We start from the raw sequence: 15,238 nt of genomic DNA on the forward strand, positions 1-15,238 counted from the left end.
TGCAGATCTCGATTTCCAACATCCTGAGGAGGCCTGCGAAGCAGGCCGTCTCGAAGGACGCACCACCTTAGGGCCTGTCTTGAAGCGGCACCGCCCTGCGTGCTTCGAGACGGCCCTTCCGGGCCTCCTCAGCATGTTGAGGATGGTGTTTGCTCAAAGACAGAGAGACTCTCTGTGCGCCCCCTCCGCGGAAGAAGCTGGGCGTCTTGCCTCCTCAAGAACTACTCCGCCGCCGCAGCCAGGCGACCGCGCGAGGCCAGGCGCGCCCGCATTGCCTCGCCGAAGGCGCGGAACAGGCGGGCGGAGGGCGCGTCGGTCGTCACCCAATATTCCGGATGCCACTGCACCCCGACGGCAAAGCCCGGCGCGTCCCGGACGCTGACCGCCTCGATCGTGCCATCCGCCGCCAACGCCTCGACGACCAGCCCTTCGGCCAGTTCGCCGATCGCCTGCCGGTGCAGCGAGTTCACCTCGATCTCGTCGCGCTCGACGATGCGGGCGAAACAGCCATCGGCGATGATCCGGACCGGGTGGCGGATCGCGAAGCGCTCGGCCTGGACCTCGGAAACCGGCGCGCGGTGGTCGTGGCGGCCGGGATGCTCCTGCACTTCCGAGATCAGCGTGCCGCCCAGCGCCACGTTCAGTTCCTGCTGGCCGCGGCAGATGGCGAGCAGCGGCACGCCCTGCCGGATCGCGGCGCGGATCAGCGGCAGCGTGGTCGAATCGCGGGCCGGGTCATAGGGCTCGGTGCGCGGATCGGCGCTTTCGCCATAGAGCGAGGGATGGACGTTGGAGCGGCTGCCAGTGACCAGCACGCCATCGACCCGCTCCAGCAGCGCCTCGATGTCGAGCGCGTCGCCCAGCGACGGCACGATCACCGGAATACCGCCGGCGCCGGTAAGGACCGCCTTCACATAGGTCTCGGAAGCGGCGTGCCAGCGATAGCCCTCGAACTCGCGCACATCGGCCGCAACGGCCACGAGAGGCGAGGCATTCTTCAGTTCCGTCATGATCCAGATCGCTTGCTGTGAGGCATTTCGCTCCTTTTACACCGGACCATGGCAAAAAGCCGTCTTTTCGCCAACTCTGCCGGCTACCCACCGAGCCCCCCATAGGCGTTCCCCCGGACGCCGGCAGCCCAGGCCGAGACAGCCGCCGAAAGGCGTTGAGTCCCGGCCGCGATGGCTGCCCTGACCAACCAGGAGGTAAGGAATGGCTCCGAACCGACCGGATCGACGCACGTTCCTCCGCACCGCCGTCATCGCCCCGGGCGTGGCGGTGGCAGGCGCCGCCACGCCCGCGCTGGCCGCCCCCGCCGTGACGTCCAGCCTGCCCGACATCGTCTGGCGGCTGCAATCGAGCTTCCCCGCCTCGCTCGAAACCATTCACGGCAGCGCCGAGGCGATGGCGCGCACGATCGCGGCGCTGACCGGCGGCCGGTTTCGCATCGAGATCGAGACGCCCGGCCATTTGGCGCCCGGCGCCGAGACGCTCGACGCCGTGCGCAACGGCGCCATCCAGGCGCACCAGACCTGTTCCTACTATTATATGGATCTCGACCCCGCCTTCGCGATCGGCACCGCCCTGCCCTTCGGCATGAACGCCCGGATGCAGGACGCCTGGATAACGGATGGCGGCGGCCAGCACCTGCTCGACACCTTCTATGCCAATTACGACCTGGTCTCCTTCGTCGTCGGCAATACGGGCGCGCAGATGGGCGGCTGGTTCCGGCGCGAGATCCGCAGCCTGCCGGAGATCGCCGGCATGAAGATGCGGATTGCCGGCGTCGGCGGCACCGTGCTCGCCCGGCTGGGCGTCGAGCCGCAGCAGATCGCGCCCGAGGGGATCTATGCCGCCCTGGCCGATGGCACGATCGACGCCGCCGAATGGGGCGGGCCGTATGAGGACGAGAAGTTCGGCTTCTACAAGGTCGCGCCCTATTACTACTATCCCGGCTGGTGGGAGGGCGGACCGTCCGTCCACCTGCTCGTCAACCGCCCGGCCTTCGAGGCGCTGCCGGAGCTCTACAAGGTGGCGCTCCGCACGGCCGCCGGCCAGGCCTCGCACGAGATGCTCGCCCGCTACGATGTGCGCAACAACACGGCCATCCGCAGCCTGATCGACAAGGGGGTGCAACTGCGGCCCTTCCCGACGGACCTGCTGGAGGCCACCTACAAGGCGTCGTTCGAGCTCTATGCCGAACTCGCGGCAGAGCACCCGCGCTTCAAGGCGATCTACGAGCCGTGGAAGCTGTTCCGCGACCAGATCTACCAGTCGTTCCGTGTCGCCGAATTCTCGTTCGAGAGCTTCGGCTTCGCCCAGCAGGCCAAGGGGCTCTAGGGTTCAAGCCCATCGTCCCACCGGTGGATCCTCCTTCGAGGCTTCGCTGAAGCGAAGCACCTCAGGATGATGGCGGAGTGTGCCAGTCCCGCTGAAACTTGGGAAATGCCGGGAGCCGGCGATCCCCCTCTCCCGCTCGCGGGAGAGGGCTGGGGTGAGGGTCTTTCCTGACCGCCCCGAACCTAACGGAACACGATCCGACCTTCAGGCTTCGGCGCGATCGTCTTCCGCGCCGCGATATAGTCGATCACGTCGCTCGCCATCAGCTTGGCGTCGACCGGGCTGATCAGCCGCGCCGCATCCTTGAACGCGACATAGCCGTCGCCGCCATCGGCGACATAGTCGTTGGTGGCGAGCGTGTATTTCTTGTCCGGATCGAGCGGCGCGCCGTTCACCGTGACGCTCTTCACCCGCATGCCGGGCAGTTGCTTCAGGTCGACCTCGACGACGAGACCCGAGACCTGCGGGAAGCGGCCGGCGGCCGCCTCGGCGAGGCTGAAGCCGCTTTCGAGCGCCGCCTTCAGCGCCTTGCCGGTGACGGCCAGCTTCACCGTCTTGTTGCCGAAGGGCAGCTCGCTGAAGACGTCGGCCCGGGTCAGCACGGTGCCGGCCGGATATTCCTTGTCGGCGCGGATGCCGCCGCCATTGGTGAGGGCGATGTCGGCGCCGACCGAGGCGCGCATCGCATCGGCGATCAGGTCGCCGATCGCCGCCTCCTCGCCGCGCACCGTGGCGCGACGGCTGTCGAGCGGCGTCTGCGTGGTGCCGATCTCGACCTTCAGCTCGGCGTCGAGCTTGTCCTGATAGCCCTTCACCACGCCGGCGATCTTCGGATCTGGCGTCACCGTGGCGCTGTCGATGATCTCGAAATGCGGCCGCCAGTCGACCTTGGTCTTGCCGTCCTTCTCGCTCTTGTCGATCGTCACCCGCGTGACGACGATGCTTTCCGCCTGCGCGCCGGATTCCGTCAGCGCCGTCTTGCCGTCGAAGAAGGTCAGCAGGTGCTCGTCATGGCCGGACAGCACCAGATCGGCGGCGTGGTTGCGCACCAGCGCGATATCGACCGAAAGCGGCGTGTGGACGACCGCGACGACGAAATCCGCGCCCGCCTCGCGCAGCGCCTTGCCCTTGGCCTTGCCGGTCTCGATCGAGGAATTGAAGACCGTGTCGCCCGAGGTGGCGACCACCGGCGTGTCCTCGGTGGTCAGGCCGTAGAAGCCGATCTTGATGCCCTCGATATCGACGATCTTCTCGTCGACCGTGTTCTTCGGCTGGCTGCCGTCCTTTTCGCGGATGTTCGAGGTGACAACGGGAAAGGTCGCCTCGCCGATGCGCGCGTGAAAAACGTCCGGCCCGAAATCGAATTCGTGATTGCCGGGAGTCATCACATCGACCTTCATCTGGTTGAGGATGTCGATGATATGGACGCCCTTGTCGATGCCCGAGAGCAGCGACGGCGAGATGGTGTCGCCGGAATGGACGAACAGAGTCGGCCCCTTGGCGCGCTCGGCCTCGACGACCGTGGCCAGCTTGGCAAAACCACCGCGACCGTCCAGCTCCTCTATCCGGTCGATGTCGTTGGTCTGCACGAAGGTGATCGTCACCGGCGCGGCCCATGACGGCATCGCGACAAGGGCGGCGAAGGCGAGAAGGCCGAATCGCAGGCTGCGCTGGCGTCCGAACATGAGGGCGATCTCCGGTCAGGGTTGTGCGAGGGGCGCGTGGCCTGAGCATGCCATGCTCATGTTGCAATCGCATAGCGCCGACGCGCCCGAACGGCGCTGCGACAACGCGCGACGGATGAAAATGCACCCTGCCCCTTCGCGCCGCGCGAGGTTGAGGGTAAGTTCCGGCACGATGACCAGCCAGACCGCCGATATCGCCCCTCCCAAGAGCAAGCCTGCCGACCACCCGCCGATTTCGATCGGCCGGGTCGGCGTGCTCCTCGTCAATCTCGGAACGCCGGATGCGACCGACTATTGGTCGATGCGGCGCTATCTGAAGGAATTCCTTTCGGATCCGCGCGTCATCGAGGTGCCGAAGCTGATCTGGTGGCCGCTGCTGAACGGCGTCATCCTGACGACGCGCCCGCAGAAGTCCGGCAAGAACTACGAGTCGATCTGGAACAAGGAGCGCAACGAATCGCCCTTGCGCACCATCACCCGCTCGCAGTCCGACAAGCTCTCCGCCGCCTTTGCCGACAATGGCAAGATCGTCGTCGAGTGGGCGATGCGCTATGGCACCCCCTCGATCGCGGAAAAGATCGACGGGCTGAAGCGCGCGGGCTGCGACCGGATCCTGATCGCCCCGCTCTATCCGCAATATTCCGCGACGACGACGGCGACGGTCAACGACAAGGCCTTCGACAAGCTGCGCACCATGCGCTGGCAGCCGGCCGTCCGCACCATGCCGGCCTATCACGACGACCCGGTCTATATCGCGGCGCTCGCCACCTCGGTCGAGCGCTCGATCGCGGCGCTCGATTTCGAGCCGGAGATCGTGCTCGCCTCGTTCCACGGCCTGCCCAAGCGCAATCTTGAGCTGGGCGACCCCTATCACTGCCATTGCGTGAAGACCGCCCGCCTGCTGCGCGAACAGCTTGGCTGGCCAAAGGACAAGCTGCGCGCGACCTTCCAATCGCGCTTCGGCAAGGCGGAATGGCTGCAGCCCTATACCGACAAGACCGTCGAGGCGCTGGCCAAGGCCGGCGTCAAGCGCATCGCCGTGGTGACGCCTGGCTTCTCGGCCGATTGCGTCGAGACGCTGGAAGAAATCGCCGGCGAGAACGCCGAGATCTTCCGCCACCATGGCGGCGAGCAGTTTGCCGCCCTTCCCTGTCTCAACGACAGCCCGGAAGGCATGGCGCTGCTGGAACACCTCGTGCGCCGCGAACTGCTCGGCTGGGTGTGACCGGCGCCAATTGCGTCGCCGGATCGAAATCCCTACACCTCCTCTGACCGCGACAGGCGTGGCAGAGGGATTGGGCGATGGGATTTTTCGGTTTCGACATCACGGTGCTGGTGGTCGTCGTTCTTGTCATTCTGGTGCTGATCGCCGGCATCAAGACCGTGCCGCAAGGTCATAGTTATACGGTGGAGCGGTTCAGCCGCTATACCCGCACCCTGTCGCCCGGCCTCAACCTGATCGTCCCCTTCATCGACCGCATCGGCGCGAAGATGAACATGATGGAGCAGGTGCTCGACGTCCCGACGCAGGAAATCATCACCAAGGACAACGCCACCGTCTCGGTCGATGGCGTGGCCTTCTACCAGGTGCTGGACGCCGCCCGAGCCGCCTATGAGGTGAACGGCCTCAAGAACGCGCTGCTGAATCTGACCATGACCAATATCCGTACCGTCATGGGCTCGATGGATCTCGACCAGCTGCTGTCGCATCGCGACGAGATCAATGACAGGCTGCTGCGCGTCGTCGATTCCGCCGCCGCTTCCTGGGGCATCAAGATCACCCGCATCGAGATCAAGGACATCGTGCCGCCGGCCGATCTCGTCGATTCCATGGGCCGGCAGATGAAGGCGGAGCGCGAGAAGCGCGCCCAGATCCTTGAGGCGGAGGGCGCGCGCCAGTCGGCCATCCTGAAGGCCGAGGGCGAAAAGCAGGCGCAGATCCTGCAGGCCGAGGGCCGGCGCGAGGCCGCCTTCCGCGATGCCGAGGCGCGCGAGCGCTCGGCGGAAGCCGAGGCCAAGGCGACCGAGCTGGTCAGCAAGGCGATCGCGGCCGGCGACGTGCAGGCGATCAACTATTTCGTCGCGCAGGGCTATACCAAGGCGCTGGAAAAGCTCGCCTCCGCCCCCAACCAGAAGGTGCTGATGCTGCCCGTCGAGGCGACGGCGCTGATCGGCTCGATCGGCGGCATCGCGGAGCTCGCGCGCGGCGCCTTTGGCGGCCCGGACCCGGAACCCGCCCAGCGCCGCCGCCAGACCTCCAGCGTGCCGCGTTCCGGCGAAGGATCGTTCTGATGATCGTCGAGGCGGTCCGGCAGCTCGGCCCATGGAGCTGGTGGATCCTCGGCCTGCTGCTGCTCGGCGTCGAGGTGCTGGCGCCCGGCGCCTTCTTCCTGTGGTTCGGCATCGCCGCGCTGATCGTCGGCGCGCTGGCGCTTCTCGTCGTGGTGAGCTGGCAGGCACAGGCGATCCTGTTCGTCGCGCTGGCACTGGTCCTGGTCATTCTCGGCCGGCGCTTCTATTCGCGCGAGCGTCGCCCGGGCGACCAGCCGCATCTGAACCAGCGCGCGGCGCGCTTCGTCGGCGGCGTCTATCCTCTGGCCGAGGCGATTTCCAACGGCCATGGCCGCATCCGCATCGATGACACGACCTGGAGCGTCACCGGCCCCGACCTGCCATCCGGCACCCGCGTCCGCGTCACCGGCTTCGACGGCGCCGTTCTGAAGGTCGTGGCGGCGTAGGCGCGTCGATCTCACCTGTCGGGATAACCCTTGGCGCAGCCTCGTCGTTGAAACGCGAAATCGGGATCACTCGGGCGTCATCCCGGCGAAGGCCGGGATCCAGACACACCGTCTTGTGGAACGAAGGCTGGCCACTTCTTGCCTGGCCGGTGTTCATGGGCCCCGGCCTTCGCCGGGGCGACGAGCGTCCAAATAGCCTCAGCCTGTCAGTCTGTCCTCAGCGTGAGCAACCTCTTCCGAGGTCAAAGATGAAGGGAATCTTCGCTACGCCACGCCGATCCGCAGCAGGTCGTGCATGTGCAGCACGCCGACCGGCCGGTCGCCTTCGACCACGAACAGCACGGTGATCTTGGCGGCGTTCAGCCGGTCGATCGCCGCGCCCACCAGCATGTCCGGCTGGATCGTCTTCGGCGAGCGGGTCATCACCTGGTCGACGCTGCGCGACAGCAAATCCGGCCCGATATGACGGCGCAGGTCGCCATCCGTGATCATGCCGATCAGCGCGCCGTCGCCGTCGATCACGCCGAGGCAGCCAAGCCCCTTCGCGGTCATCGTGACGATCGCTTCCGTCATCGGCGCGCCGGAATGAGCCACGGGCATCGACGCGCCCTTGTGCATCACGTCGCGGACGAAATGCAGGCTGGCACCCAGTTTGCCGCCGGGATGGAACAGGCGGAAATCCTGCGCCGTGAAGCCGCGCGTCTCGAGCAGAGCGATGGCGAGCGCATCGCCCAGCGCCAGCTGCATCACCGCCGAGGTCGTCGGCGCGAGGCCATGCGGGCAGGCCTCCTCCGCGCGCGGCAGCGCCAGCACATGGCTCGCCTGGCGGCCGAGCGTGCTGTCGGCATTGGAGGTGACGGCGATCAGCGGCGTGCGGAAACGGCTCGCATATTCGACCACGGCGCGCAGTTCCGCCGTCTCGCCCGACCAGGACAGCGCCAGGATGATGTCGTCGCGGCCGACCATGCCGAGATCGCCATGGCTCGCCTCGGCGGCGTGGACGAAGAAGGCCGGCGTGCCGGTGGACGCCAGCGTCGCCGCGATCTTGACGCCGACATGGCCGCTCTTGCCGACGCCAGTGACGACGACGCGGCCGCCATGGGCGCGGATCATGTCCACGACTTCGGCGAAGGGCGCGGCCAGCGGCCCGGCGAAGGCGGCGGCCAGGGCATCGAGGCCGGCGCGCTCGCTTTCCAGCGTCCTGAGCGCCGAGGCGACCGACGGACCCGCCATGTCCACGCTCACCAGATGTTCGCCTGTCTTGCCCGCCACCGGCATCGTTCACTCCGCATCCGTTTTCTGGCGGGCTTTTAGCATGCCCGACTTGCCCGCGCCGCCGGAAAACGCTGTGCGGCGGAGAGGCCGTGACAACCTTCTCTTAACCAAGGCCGTTTACGGTTCGGAAACCATAGTGTCCGGCTCGCCGGTCGCTACCCGTTTTCGTCAGAAGGCCACGGCAAGCGGCAATGCACATTCCAGTCCGGCTCATCCTGTCGGCGGCGCTCCTCACGGCGCTCGCATCGACGACGGTTGCCCGGGCCCAGGACGCCGCCCTGCCGGCCGCTCTGCTCGACGACATCGACGCTTTCGGCAGCCTGCGCGGCAGCGACGGACAGGCCGCCGTCGACCTCACCCTGCCGACCGAGACCACCGGCACCGGCCGCGACGAGCCGCTGCAAACCGGCCGCGCCGTGCGTACCGAGCGCATCGCGCCGATCATCGCCGAGGAGGACGAGCCGGCCCGGCCGCGCAACCGCACCGCCGATGCGCTCGATGCCTCCAGCTACGACCCGCTCGGCATCCGCATGGGCAGCTTTACCGTGCTGCCTTCGATCGAACTGCGCGGCGGCTATACCTCGAACGCGGCGGGTTCCGCGACCGGGGGACCGTCGGGGCTGCTGACTCTGGTGCCGGACCTGATCGTCAAGTCGGACTGGAGCCGGCATGCGCTCGACTTCAAGTTCCACGGCACCTACGACTATTTCACCGACACCTCCGTCGCGCCGAAGCCGACCGTGGATGCCGAAGCCAATGCCCGCATCGACCTGCCGCGCGACTGGGCGCTGCGGCTGCGGGCGGCCTATAATTACGAGACGCAGTCGCTCTCCAACCTCGATTACCCGACCGGCGTCGACAACCCGCCGGGGATCAACACCTATGCGGCCGGGGCGACGCTGGATGGCACGCTGGGCCGCACCGTGCTGCAGCTGCGCAGCAACATCGCCTATTCCGGCTATGAGGACGGCAAGGCCGGCGACGTCACCATCCCGCAGGGCTATCGCGACAACACGCTGGTCAGCGCCGCCGCCCGCGTCGGCTACGAGGTGACGCCGGTTCTCACCCCCTTCGTCGAGGCCGAGGTCTCCGACCGCAGCTTCCGCCAGAAGATCGATCCCAACGGCTTCAGCCGCGCCAGCCAGGGCGTGACGCTGCGCGGCGGCATCGCCTATTCGGCCGATCCGGTGCTCCGGGGCGAACTCGCCATCGGCTGGCATCACGAGCGCTATGACGACAATGCGTTCCAGCCGCTGAACGCCATGACCATCGACGGCAGTGTGTTGTGGGCGCCGACCGAGCTGACCAATTTCACGCTGCGCGCCGCCACCTATGTCGATCCAACGACGGATTCGAGCTCGGCCGGCTCGATCGTCTACGATGTCGGGCTGAAGGCCCAGCATGCGCTGCGCCGCAACCTGACGCTCGAGGCCGACCTCGGCTATCAGTACCAGGACTACCAGGGCATCAACGCCGCCGACGTGACCTATGAAGCCGGCTTCGGGGTGACGTGGAAAATCAATCGCGCCGCCTGGCTTGTCGGCCGTTTCTCGCAGGAATACTACAAGAGTGCCCAGCCGGGCGGAGACTATCCGACCACCACCGTCACGGTCGGTCTGCGCCTGCAGCGTTGATTTTCAGCTGATTTCGTTTGCCGTGTCATCAACCCGACACGTTCACCGGTTATGCGGGATATCATGGCCTTCAATCACCGCAAAACGATCACCTTCCGCCTCGCCCAGACAGCGCGTGCCGCTCGTGGGCGTTCAGGTAGTCATCTCGCGCGGATCGGGCTCCATCCCGGCCAGGACAGCGTTCTGAAGACGCTCTCCGAGCAGGATGGCCTCTCGATGAGCCAGCTGGCGCAATCACTGGCCGTGCAGCCGCCCACCGTCACCAAGATGGTGAGCCGCCTCGCCGCCCAGGGCTATGTCGAGCGCAAGGCCTCCAAGGGCGACGGCCGCCAGGCGCATGTCTATCTGACGCAGCAGGGCCGCGACGCCATCGTCGACATCGACAAGGGCTGGAAGCGCCTCGAAAAGGAAGCGCTCGCCGGTCTCGACGACAAGGACGTCAAGCGCCTGCGCAAGCTGCTGCGCCAGATCGAGCGCAACCTCTCGGCCATCCCCGAGGATGGCGAAGACGACGCGATCGACGAGCCGGAAGCCGAGCCGGACACGGAATCGAAGGCGGACGCAGCCGCTCTCGCGCCGGAGAACGCCGAAACGGCGGCTTGAGCCGGGCGGCGCAATCTGCTTGATTGGGCAAGGCCCGATCGCCGATAGCGCCTGCCCCCTCACGGGCATCCTCCCCCGACCGACTTCCCGGAGTCCGGATGTCTTCCCCGTTGCCGACCGCCGATGCGGAGGCCACGCTGCGCCTGCGCGGCATCGCCATCTACTCGCTCGCCATGCTGCTGTTCGCCTGCACCGACGCCTGCGCCAAATATGCGGGCCAGTTCGTGCCGGTCATGGAGGTGGTCTGGCTCCGCTTCGCAGTCCAGGTCCTGCTCGCCATCCTGGTGTTCCAGCCGTGGCGCGCCATCGCGCTCTACAAGACGCGGCGGCCGGTGCTGCAATTCATGCGCGGCATGTTCCTGGCCGGCTCGACGGTGTTCAATTTCCTCGCCATCCACGAGTTGCAGCTCGACCAGACCATGTCGATCGGCTTCTCCGCGCCCTTCATCACGGCGGCGCTGGCCGGCCCGCTGCTCGGCGAATGGGCGGGGCCCCGCCGCTGGGCCGCGATCCTGGTCGGCTTCGTCGGCGTGCTGGTCATCACCATGCCCGGCTTCGGATCCTTGAAGCCGGCGATCTTCCTGTCGCTCGCCGCCGCCTTCTCCAACGCCTTCTACATCCTCTCGACCCGGCTCCTGACCCGCACCGACAGCAGCGCCGGCCTGCTGCTCTATTCGGCGCTGATCCCGATGCTGGTGCTGTCGCCGACCGCCCTGCCGACGATCAGCGCGCCGCCGACCCTGCTGGTCGGGGTCTGCATGTTCATGACCGGCGCGCTCGCCTTCGCCGGCCACTGGTGCCTGGTCCGCGCGCACAAGCAGACCGCCGTGCCGGTGCTGGCGCCGTTCATGTATACGGGCCTGATCTGGATGATCCTGCTCGGCTATGTCGTCTTCAACGACGTGCCGGCGCCGCGCACCCTGGTCGGCGCCAGCATCATCATCGCCAGCGGCCTCTATCTGCTCTACCGGGAGCGCGTAAAGGCGCCGGAGCGGCAGGAGCCGGTCGACGTTCTGGACGGCTGAGCCTCGGCTTCTCGTCCGGCGCGGCAGAAAGGCCGCAGCCGCCCGCGCGAAAACGCGCTAAGACAGCGAACCGCATCGCCCGAACGTCGCCCTTCCGCGCCGCTCCCGCGCGCGGCTCAAGACCGTGCTCTCCCCGGAATACCCCATGGCCCTTCCCGCCAACCGACAGGCGCGCTTCTTCGTCGCCCTCGCCATCATGGTCGCGCTGCTGAACAGCACCGCCGCATCGCCGCTCTATACGAGCTACCGGGTGATGTGGTCGCTGGACGCATTTACCGTCGCCTTCATCTTCGCCATCTACGCCTTCGGCACGCTCGCCGCGCTGGTCGTCCTGGGACGGCTTTCCGACCGCCTGCCCGACCGGCGGCTGCTGATCATCGTCTCGCTCGGCATCGTGATCGCCGGCGCGCTGATCTTCGCCTCGGCCGGCAATCTGGCCACGCTGCTGATCGGAAGGCTGCTGGCCGGCGCCGGCACGGGCGGCCTGACCGGCATCGCCAATGCCGCCCTGATCGAGCTCGATCCCAAGGCGGACGCACGCGCCAATGCCGTTCTCGCCACCGCCGTCTTCACCGGCGGCTGCGCGCTCGGGCCGGTGATCAGCTCGGCGGCGCTCCATTTCGATGCCTGGCCGCTGCATCTCCCCTTCATCCTGATCGCCGCCTTGGCGCTGGTCGCCATCCTGGGCCTGGTCACCGCCTCCTGGCAGCCGGCCTCGCGCATCGTCGAGACGCCGCAAACGGTCGCCGCAAACGTCGTTCCGACCGGCCGCTACGCCGCCTTCACGGTCGCGGCGGGCGCGCTGATCATCGCCTGGGCCGTCGGCTCGACCTTTGCCGGGCTCGGGGTCACCTTCGTGCATGAATTGCTGAAGGTGAACAGCCAGGCGGCATCCGGCGTCATCGTCGCGGCCTTCCAGCTCGTCGCCGGCATCAGCCAGCTCGCCAGCCAGCGGCTCGATTCCAACAAGGCGATGGTGCTCGGCACCACGCTGATCGCGCTGGCGATCCTCGCCTGCGCCTTCGCCATCTGGACCGCGTCGCCACTACTGTTCGTGCTCGGCACGCTGGGCAGCGGCATCGGCTATGGCGCGGCATTCGTCGGCGCCGCCGGCGTGGTCAACCGCATCGCCCCGCCCGACCGGCGCGCCACCTGGGTCTCGACCTTCTACATCACCGGCTATCTCGCCAACGCGCTGCCGGTGCTGGCGCTGGGCTTCCTTGGCGACCGGCTCGGCCTGTTCGGCGCCTTCCTGTGCCTGACGGTCTTCACCGTCGTCGGCACGATCGTGGTCAACAGCACTGCCCGCATCGTGCTGCGGCCCTCGCGGCGCGGGCGCGCCTAGAGCCTTTCACCGTTTCCCTGAAGCGGGGAAAGGCTCTAACTCCCTGTGAGATCGCGTTTTCTTCACGCGAACCGGTACCCACTTCGCTCGAAAACGCTCTAGCCGATCAGTCGAGCTCCTGCACGCCGCCGCCCGAGACCGTCAGCACCTGGCCGCTGATCCACGCCGCCGCCGGCGAGCAGAGGAACAACGCCGCATTGGCGATATCGGAGGGCCGGCCGAGCCGCCCGAGCGGCGTGTGCTTCAGCATCGCCGCCTCGATCTCCGGCGTCAGCACGCTCTGCAGCGCATCGGTCTTGATCGCGCCGGGCGCGATGGCGTTGACGCGGATGTTCTTCGGGCCGAGGTCGAAGGCGGCGTTGCGGGTCAGATGGTTGACCGCCGCCTTGGACGAACCATAGGACGCCATGCGCTGGTTCTTGTTCTCGCCCGACATGGACGAGATGTTGAGGATCGCGCCGCCGCCGGCCTGCTCCATATGCGGCGCCGCCAACTGCATCAGGCGGAACAGCGCGAAGACGTTCAGCTCATAGGCCCAGCGAAAATCCTTCATCGGCATGTCGAACGGCTTGGGTCCGCCGCCGCCGGCATTGTTGACGAGGATCGTCAGCTTGCCGAATTGCGACACCGCCTGCTCGACGGCGCGCGCCAGATGCGCCTCGTCGGTGACGTTGCATTCGATGCCGATCGCCCGGCCGCCCTTCGCGACAATCGCGTCGGCTACCTCGATCGCGCCTTCCGGCTTCAGGTCGGTGACCACGACCGCGGCGCCGGCTTCGGCCAGGGTCATCGCGATGGCACGGCCGATGCCCGCCGCCGCTCCCGTGACGATGGCGACATCCGCATCGAGATTGAGAAGCTGGCTGATCGTCATGACGGCACCCGACATTGATCCAGGGAACGCCCTTCACTCTGTCACGATCCGCCACCGGCGTCATCCGACCGGCCGGTTCAGATCCCGGCATACCATTCGTAGCCGCGATCTTCCCAGAAACCGCCCTTGCCGCCATCGATCGCCGAGAAATCGGCCACCGCTTCGATGCGCATGACGTATTTCGCCATCTTGTAGCCGAGTTGGCGCTCGACCCGCAGCCGCAGCGGCGCGCCATGCGCGACCGGCAGGGTCTCGCCGTTCATCTCATAGGCGAGGATGGTCTGGGCATGCTCGGCATCCGGCAAGCCGAGGCTTTCGTAATATTTGGCGCCGCCGGCCAGCGTCTGCTCCAGCGTGTCGGCGCAATAGAACACGATGTAGCGCGCCTCCGGCTTCAGCCCGACCTGGTCGAGCAGCGCCTTCAGCGGCACGCCCTTCCACTTGCCGATGCAGCTCCAGCCCTCGACGCAGTCATGCCGGGTGATCTGGGTGCGCGACGGCATCGCGCGCAGATCCGCCAGCGACCATTCCATCGGCCGCTCCACCAGCCCTCCGACCTTCAGGCGCCAATCCTGGAAGCCATTGGCGGACAGGGCGAGATAATCCTCGTCCTGCGGATCGATGCTGCCATTCGGCTTGAAGTCGGGCGAGATGTCCGCCTCGCTATATTCGCGCGCCATGTCATTGGGCCCGAGGATGGCGCGCTGCGTCGTGCGGGTCAGGTTTTCCGCCCGGAACAGCATGCGGCGAAACCAGTCAGAACTGGAAAGCTGGTCGCAACCGGCAAGCACCAGCGTCCCGCCAAGCACGAAGGCGCGCTTGAGGAAACCGCGGCGGTCGAACACCTTGTCAGCGCGCATCGGACTTCTCCTCGGGTTCGATGGCGTAATTGCCAGTGATCATCGAGCGCAGATTGTTGAAGACGCCGGAGATCAGCACCATGACGAGGTGGACAAGGATGAACAGCACCACCAGCGTAGCGCAGACGAAGTGGATTGTGCGCGCCGTCTGCCGGCCCCCGAAGAGATCGACGAGCCAGGGAAAGGCTGCGTCGATGCCCGGCGACATGGCGAGGCCGGCCAGGACCAGCAGCGGCAGCACGACCAAGGCGATGCCGAAATAGGCGAGCTTCTGCAGCACGTTGTAGTGACGCGCCTCGTCCCCTCGCGGAAATTTCAGCCGCATGTGCTCCCAGATGGACGCGCCGATATGGCGGAGCTGGTCGCGGTCGGGCACCAGTTCGCGCAGATGGCCGGAGGCGAGGCTCCAGGCGAGGTAGACGAGGCCGTTGGCAACGAACAGCCAGGCGAAGAAGAAGTGCCAGCGTCGTCCGGTGGCGAGATCCTGGAAGCTCGGCAGCGTCGCCCAGCTCGGGAAACCGCGCTCGACGGAAGCGCCATTTTCGCGCGACACGCCCAGCACGCCCGTGGTGGTGAAGTCATGGCCGAGGATAGTGGTAAGGCCGACGGGGTTGTCGTCGGTATTGGGCGCCTGCCGCATCGCCAGCACCGGGCTGTCGAAATGCGAGCGCTGGCCCAGATACAGGGCTGGATGGGCGTTGAAGATCTGCATCCCGCTCATCAGCAGCACGGTGATGCAGAGCACGTTGATCCAGTGGGTGATCCGGACCACGAGACGGTGGCGATAGATCAGTTGGCGTCGCGGGACGCCTTCTTCCGAGATCGCAGACATGGCCGGACTCCGCCGGCCCGGCACGCG

Annotated in this window: 14 protein-coding genes; 8 read left to right on the forward strand and 6 right to left on the reverse strand. The window is 66.9% G+C overall.

What is annotated here, in order from left to right; genetic code table 11:
• Positions 1–221: 221 nt before the first annotated feature.
• The gene (locus ABIE08_RS12810; RefSeq protein ID WP_354551433.1) at positions 222–1,010 is read right to left on the reverse strand and encodes a gamma-glutamyl-gamma-aminobutyrate hydrolase family protein; all 789 of its coding nucleotides are present in this window, start codon (positions 1,008–1,010) and stop codon (positions 222–224) included.
• 202 nt (positions 1,011–1,212) lie between these two features.
• Here ABIE08_RS12810 and ABIE08_RS12815 point away from each other — a divergent pair, with 202 nt between their 5' ends.
• On the forward strand, positions 1,213–2,340 hold the full coding sequence (locus ABIE08_RS12815) for a TRAP transporter substrate-binding protein (protein WP_354551435.1): 1,128 nt from the start codon (positions 1,213–1,215) through the stop codon (positions 2,338–2,340).
• A 182-nt stretch (positions 2,341–2,522) separates the two neighbouring features.
• On the opposite strand, the gene ABIE08_RS12820 is transcribed toward ABIE08_RS12815, so the two are convergent.
• Complete coding sequence (locus ABIE08_RS12820; protein ID WP_354551436.1) at positions 2,523–4,025, reverse strand: bifunctional metallophosphatase/5'-nucleotidase; 1,503 nt, start codon at positions 4,023–4,025, stop codon at positions 2,523–2,525.
• Positions 4,026–4,197: 172 nt separating this feature from the next.
• Here ABIE08_RS12820 and hemH point away from each other — a divergent pair, with 172 nt between their 5' ends.
• From hemH to ABIE08_RS12835, 3 genes are all read left to right on the forward strand, one after another.
• The gene (hemH, locus tag ABIE08_RS12825) at positions 4,198–5,250 is read left to right on the forward strand and encodes a ferrochelatase (protein ID WP_354551438.1); all 1,053 of its coding nucleotides are present in this window, start codon (positions 4,198–4,200) and stop codon (positions 5,248–5,250) included.
• A gap of 77 nt (positions 5,251–5,327) precedes the next feature.
• A complete protein-coding gene (locus tag ABIE08_RS12830; protein WP_354551440.1) occupies positions 5,328–6,317 on the forward strand; it encodes an SPFH domain-containing protein in 990 nt (329 codons plus the stop codon).
• Positions 6,317–6,763 carry an NfeD family protein gene (locus tag ABIE08_RS12835; protein WP_354551442.1) on the forward strand — a complete coding sequence of 149 codons (447 nt, stop codon included), beginning with the start codon at positions 6,317–6,319 and terminating at the stop codon, positions 6,761–6,763. The genes ABIE08_RS12830 and ABIE08_RS12835 overlap by 1 nt, the downstream gene beginning before the upstream one ends.
• A 264-nt stretch (positions 6,764–7,027) precedes the next feature.
• Here ABIE08_RS12835 and ABIE08_RS12840 read toward each other — a convergent pair whose 3' ends face one another.
• On the reverse strand, positions 7,028–8,041 hold the full coding sequence (locus ABIE08_RS12840; RefSeq protein WP_354551443.1) for a KpsF/GutQ family sugar-phosphate isomerase: 1,014 nt from the start codon (positions 8,039–8,041) through the stop codon (positions 7,028–7,030).
• Between the two features lie 188 nt (positions 8,042–8,229).
• On the opposite strand from ABIE08_RS12840, the gene ABIE08_RS12845 reads away from it, so the two are divergent.
• From ABIE08_RS12845 to ABIE08_RS12860, 4 genes are all read left to right on the forward strand, one after another.
• Positions 8,230–9,672 carry an outer membrane beta-barrel protein gene (locus ABIE08_RS12845; protein WP_354551445.1) on the forward strand — a complete coding sequence of 481 codons (1,443 nt, stop codon included), beginning with the start codon at positions 8,230–8,232 and terminating at the stop codon, positions 9,670–9,672.
• A 63-nt stretch (positions 9,673–9,735) separates the two neighbouring features.
• Positions 9,736–10,275: a MarR family winged helix-turn-helix transcriptional regulator gene (locus ABIE08_RS12850; protein WP_354551447.1), complete on the forward strand. Its 540-nt coding sequence runs from the start codon at positions 9,736–9,738 to the stop codon at positions 10,273–10,275.
• Positions 10,276–10,373: 98 nt separating this feature from the next.
• On the forward strand, positions 10,374–11,300 hold the full coding sequence (locus ABIE08_RS12855; RefSeq protein ID WP_354551448.1) for a DMT family transporter: 927 nt from the start codon (positions 10,374–10,376) through the stop codon (positions 11,298–11,300).
• Between the two features lie 145 nt (positions 11,301–11,445).
• The gene (locus ABIE08_RS12860) at positions 11,446–12,645 is read left to right on the forward strand and encodes an MFS transporter (protein WP_354551450.1); all 1,200 of its coding nucleotides are present in this window, start codon (positions 11,446–11,448) and stop codon (positions 12,643–12,645) included.
• Positions 12,646–12,751: 106 nt separating this feature from the next.
• Here the strand turns inward: ABIE08_RS12860 and hdhA are convergent, their stop codons facing one another.
• The 3 genes from hdhA to ABIE08_RS12875 form a co-directional block, all read right to left on the reverse strand.
• The gene (hdhA, locus tag ABIE08_RS12865) at positions 12,752–13,519 is read right to left on the reverse strand and encodes a 7-alpha-hydroxysteroid dehydrogenase (RefSeq protein ID WP_354551451.1); all 768 of its coding nucleotides are present in this window, start codon (positions 13,517–13,519) and stop codon (positions 12,752–12,754) included.
• Positions 13,520–13,596: 77 nt separating this feature from the next.
• A complete protein-coding gene (locus ABIE08_RS12870; protein WP_354551453.1) occupies positions 13,597–14,379 on the reverse strand; it encodes a molybdopterin-binding protein in 783 nt (260 codons plus the stop codon).
• The gene (locus ABIE08_RS12875; protein WP_354551455.1) at positions 14,369–15,211 is read right to left on the reverse strand and encodes a cytochrome b/b6 domain-containing protein; all 843 of its coding nucleotides are present in this window, start codon (positions 15,209–15,211) and stop codon (positions 14,369–14,371) included. The genes ABIE08_RS12870 and ABIE08_RS12875 overlap by 11 nt, the downstream gene beginning before the upstream one ends.
• Positions 15,212–15,238: the final 27 nt, after the last annotated feature.

This window comes from Kaistia defluvii (genome assembly GCF_040548815.1).
GTDB classification, from domain to species: Bacteria; Pseudomonadota; Alphaproteobacteria; order Rhizobiales; family Kaistiaceae; genus Kaistia; species Kaistia defluvii_A.

What these genes read in the sequence shown, in the direction of transcription:
- ABIE08_RS12840 (WP_354551443.1), bottom strand. Translation starts at nt 8,041, where the DNA reads ATGCCGGTGGCGGGCAAGACAGGCGAACATCTGGTGAGCGTGGACATG.
- ABIE08_RS12810 (WP_354551433.1), bottom strand. Translation starts at nt 1,010, where the DNA reads ATGACGGAACTGAAGAATGCCTCGCCTCTCGTGGCCGTTGCGGCCGAT.
- hemH (WP_354551438.1), top strand. Translation starts at nt 4,198, where the DNA reads ATGACCAGCCAGACCGCCGATATCGCCCCTCCCAAGAGCAAGCCTGCC.
- hdhA (WP_354551451.1), bottom strand. Translation starts at nt 13,519, where the DNA reads ATGACGATCAGCCAGCTTCTCAATCTCGATGCGGATGTCGCCATCGTC.
- ABIE08_RS12850 (WP_354551447.1), top strand. Translation starts at nt 9,736, where the DNA reads ATGGCCTTCAATCACCGCAAAACGATCACCTTCCGCCTCGCCCAGACA.
- ABIE08_RS12820 (WP_354551436.1), bottom strand. Translation starts at nt 4,025, where the DNA reads ATGTTCGGACGCCAGCGCAGCCTGCGATTCGGCCTTCTCGCCTTCGCC.
- ABIE08_RS12855 (WP_354551448.1), top strand. Translation starts at nt 10,374, where the DNA reads ATGTCTTCCCCGTTGCCGACCGCCGATGCGGAGGCCACGCTGCGCCTG.
- ABIE08_RS12845 (WP_354551445.1), top strand. Translation starts at nt 8,230, where the DNA reads ATGCACATTCCAGTCCGGCTCATCCTGTCGGCGGCGCTCCTCACGGCG.
- ABIE08_RS12860 (WP_354551450.1), top strand. Translation starts at nt 11,446, where the DNA reads ATGGCCCTTCCCGCCAACCGACAGGCGCGCTTCTTCGTCGCCCTCGCC.
- ABIE08_RS12815 (WP_354551435.1), top strand. Translation starts at nt 1,213, where the DNA reads ATGGCTCCGAACCGACCGGATCGACGCACGTTCCTCCGCACCGCCGTC.
- ABIE08_RS12870 (WP_354551453.1), bottom strand. Translation starts at nt 14,379, where the DNA reads ATGCGCGCTGACAAGGTGTTCGACCGCCGCGGTTTCCTCAAGCGCGCC.
- ABIE08_RS12830 (WP_354551440.1), top strand. Translation starts at nt 5,328, where the DNA reads ATGGGATTTTTCGGTTTCGACATCACGGTGCTGGTGGTCGTCGTTCTT.
- ABIE08_RS12875 (WP_354551455.1), bottom strand. Translation starts at nt 15,211, where the DNA reads ATGTCTGCGATCTCGGAAGAAGGCGTCCCGCGACGCCAACTGATCTAT.
- ABIE08_RS12835 (WP_354551442.1), top strand. Translation starts at nt 6,317, where the DNA reads ATGATCGTCGAGGCGGTCCGGCAGCTCGGCCCATGGAGCTGGTGGATC.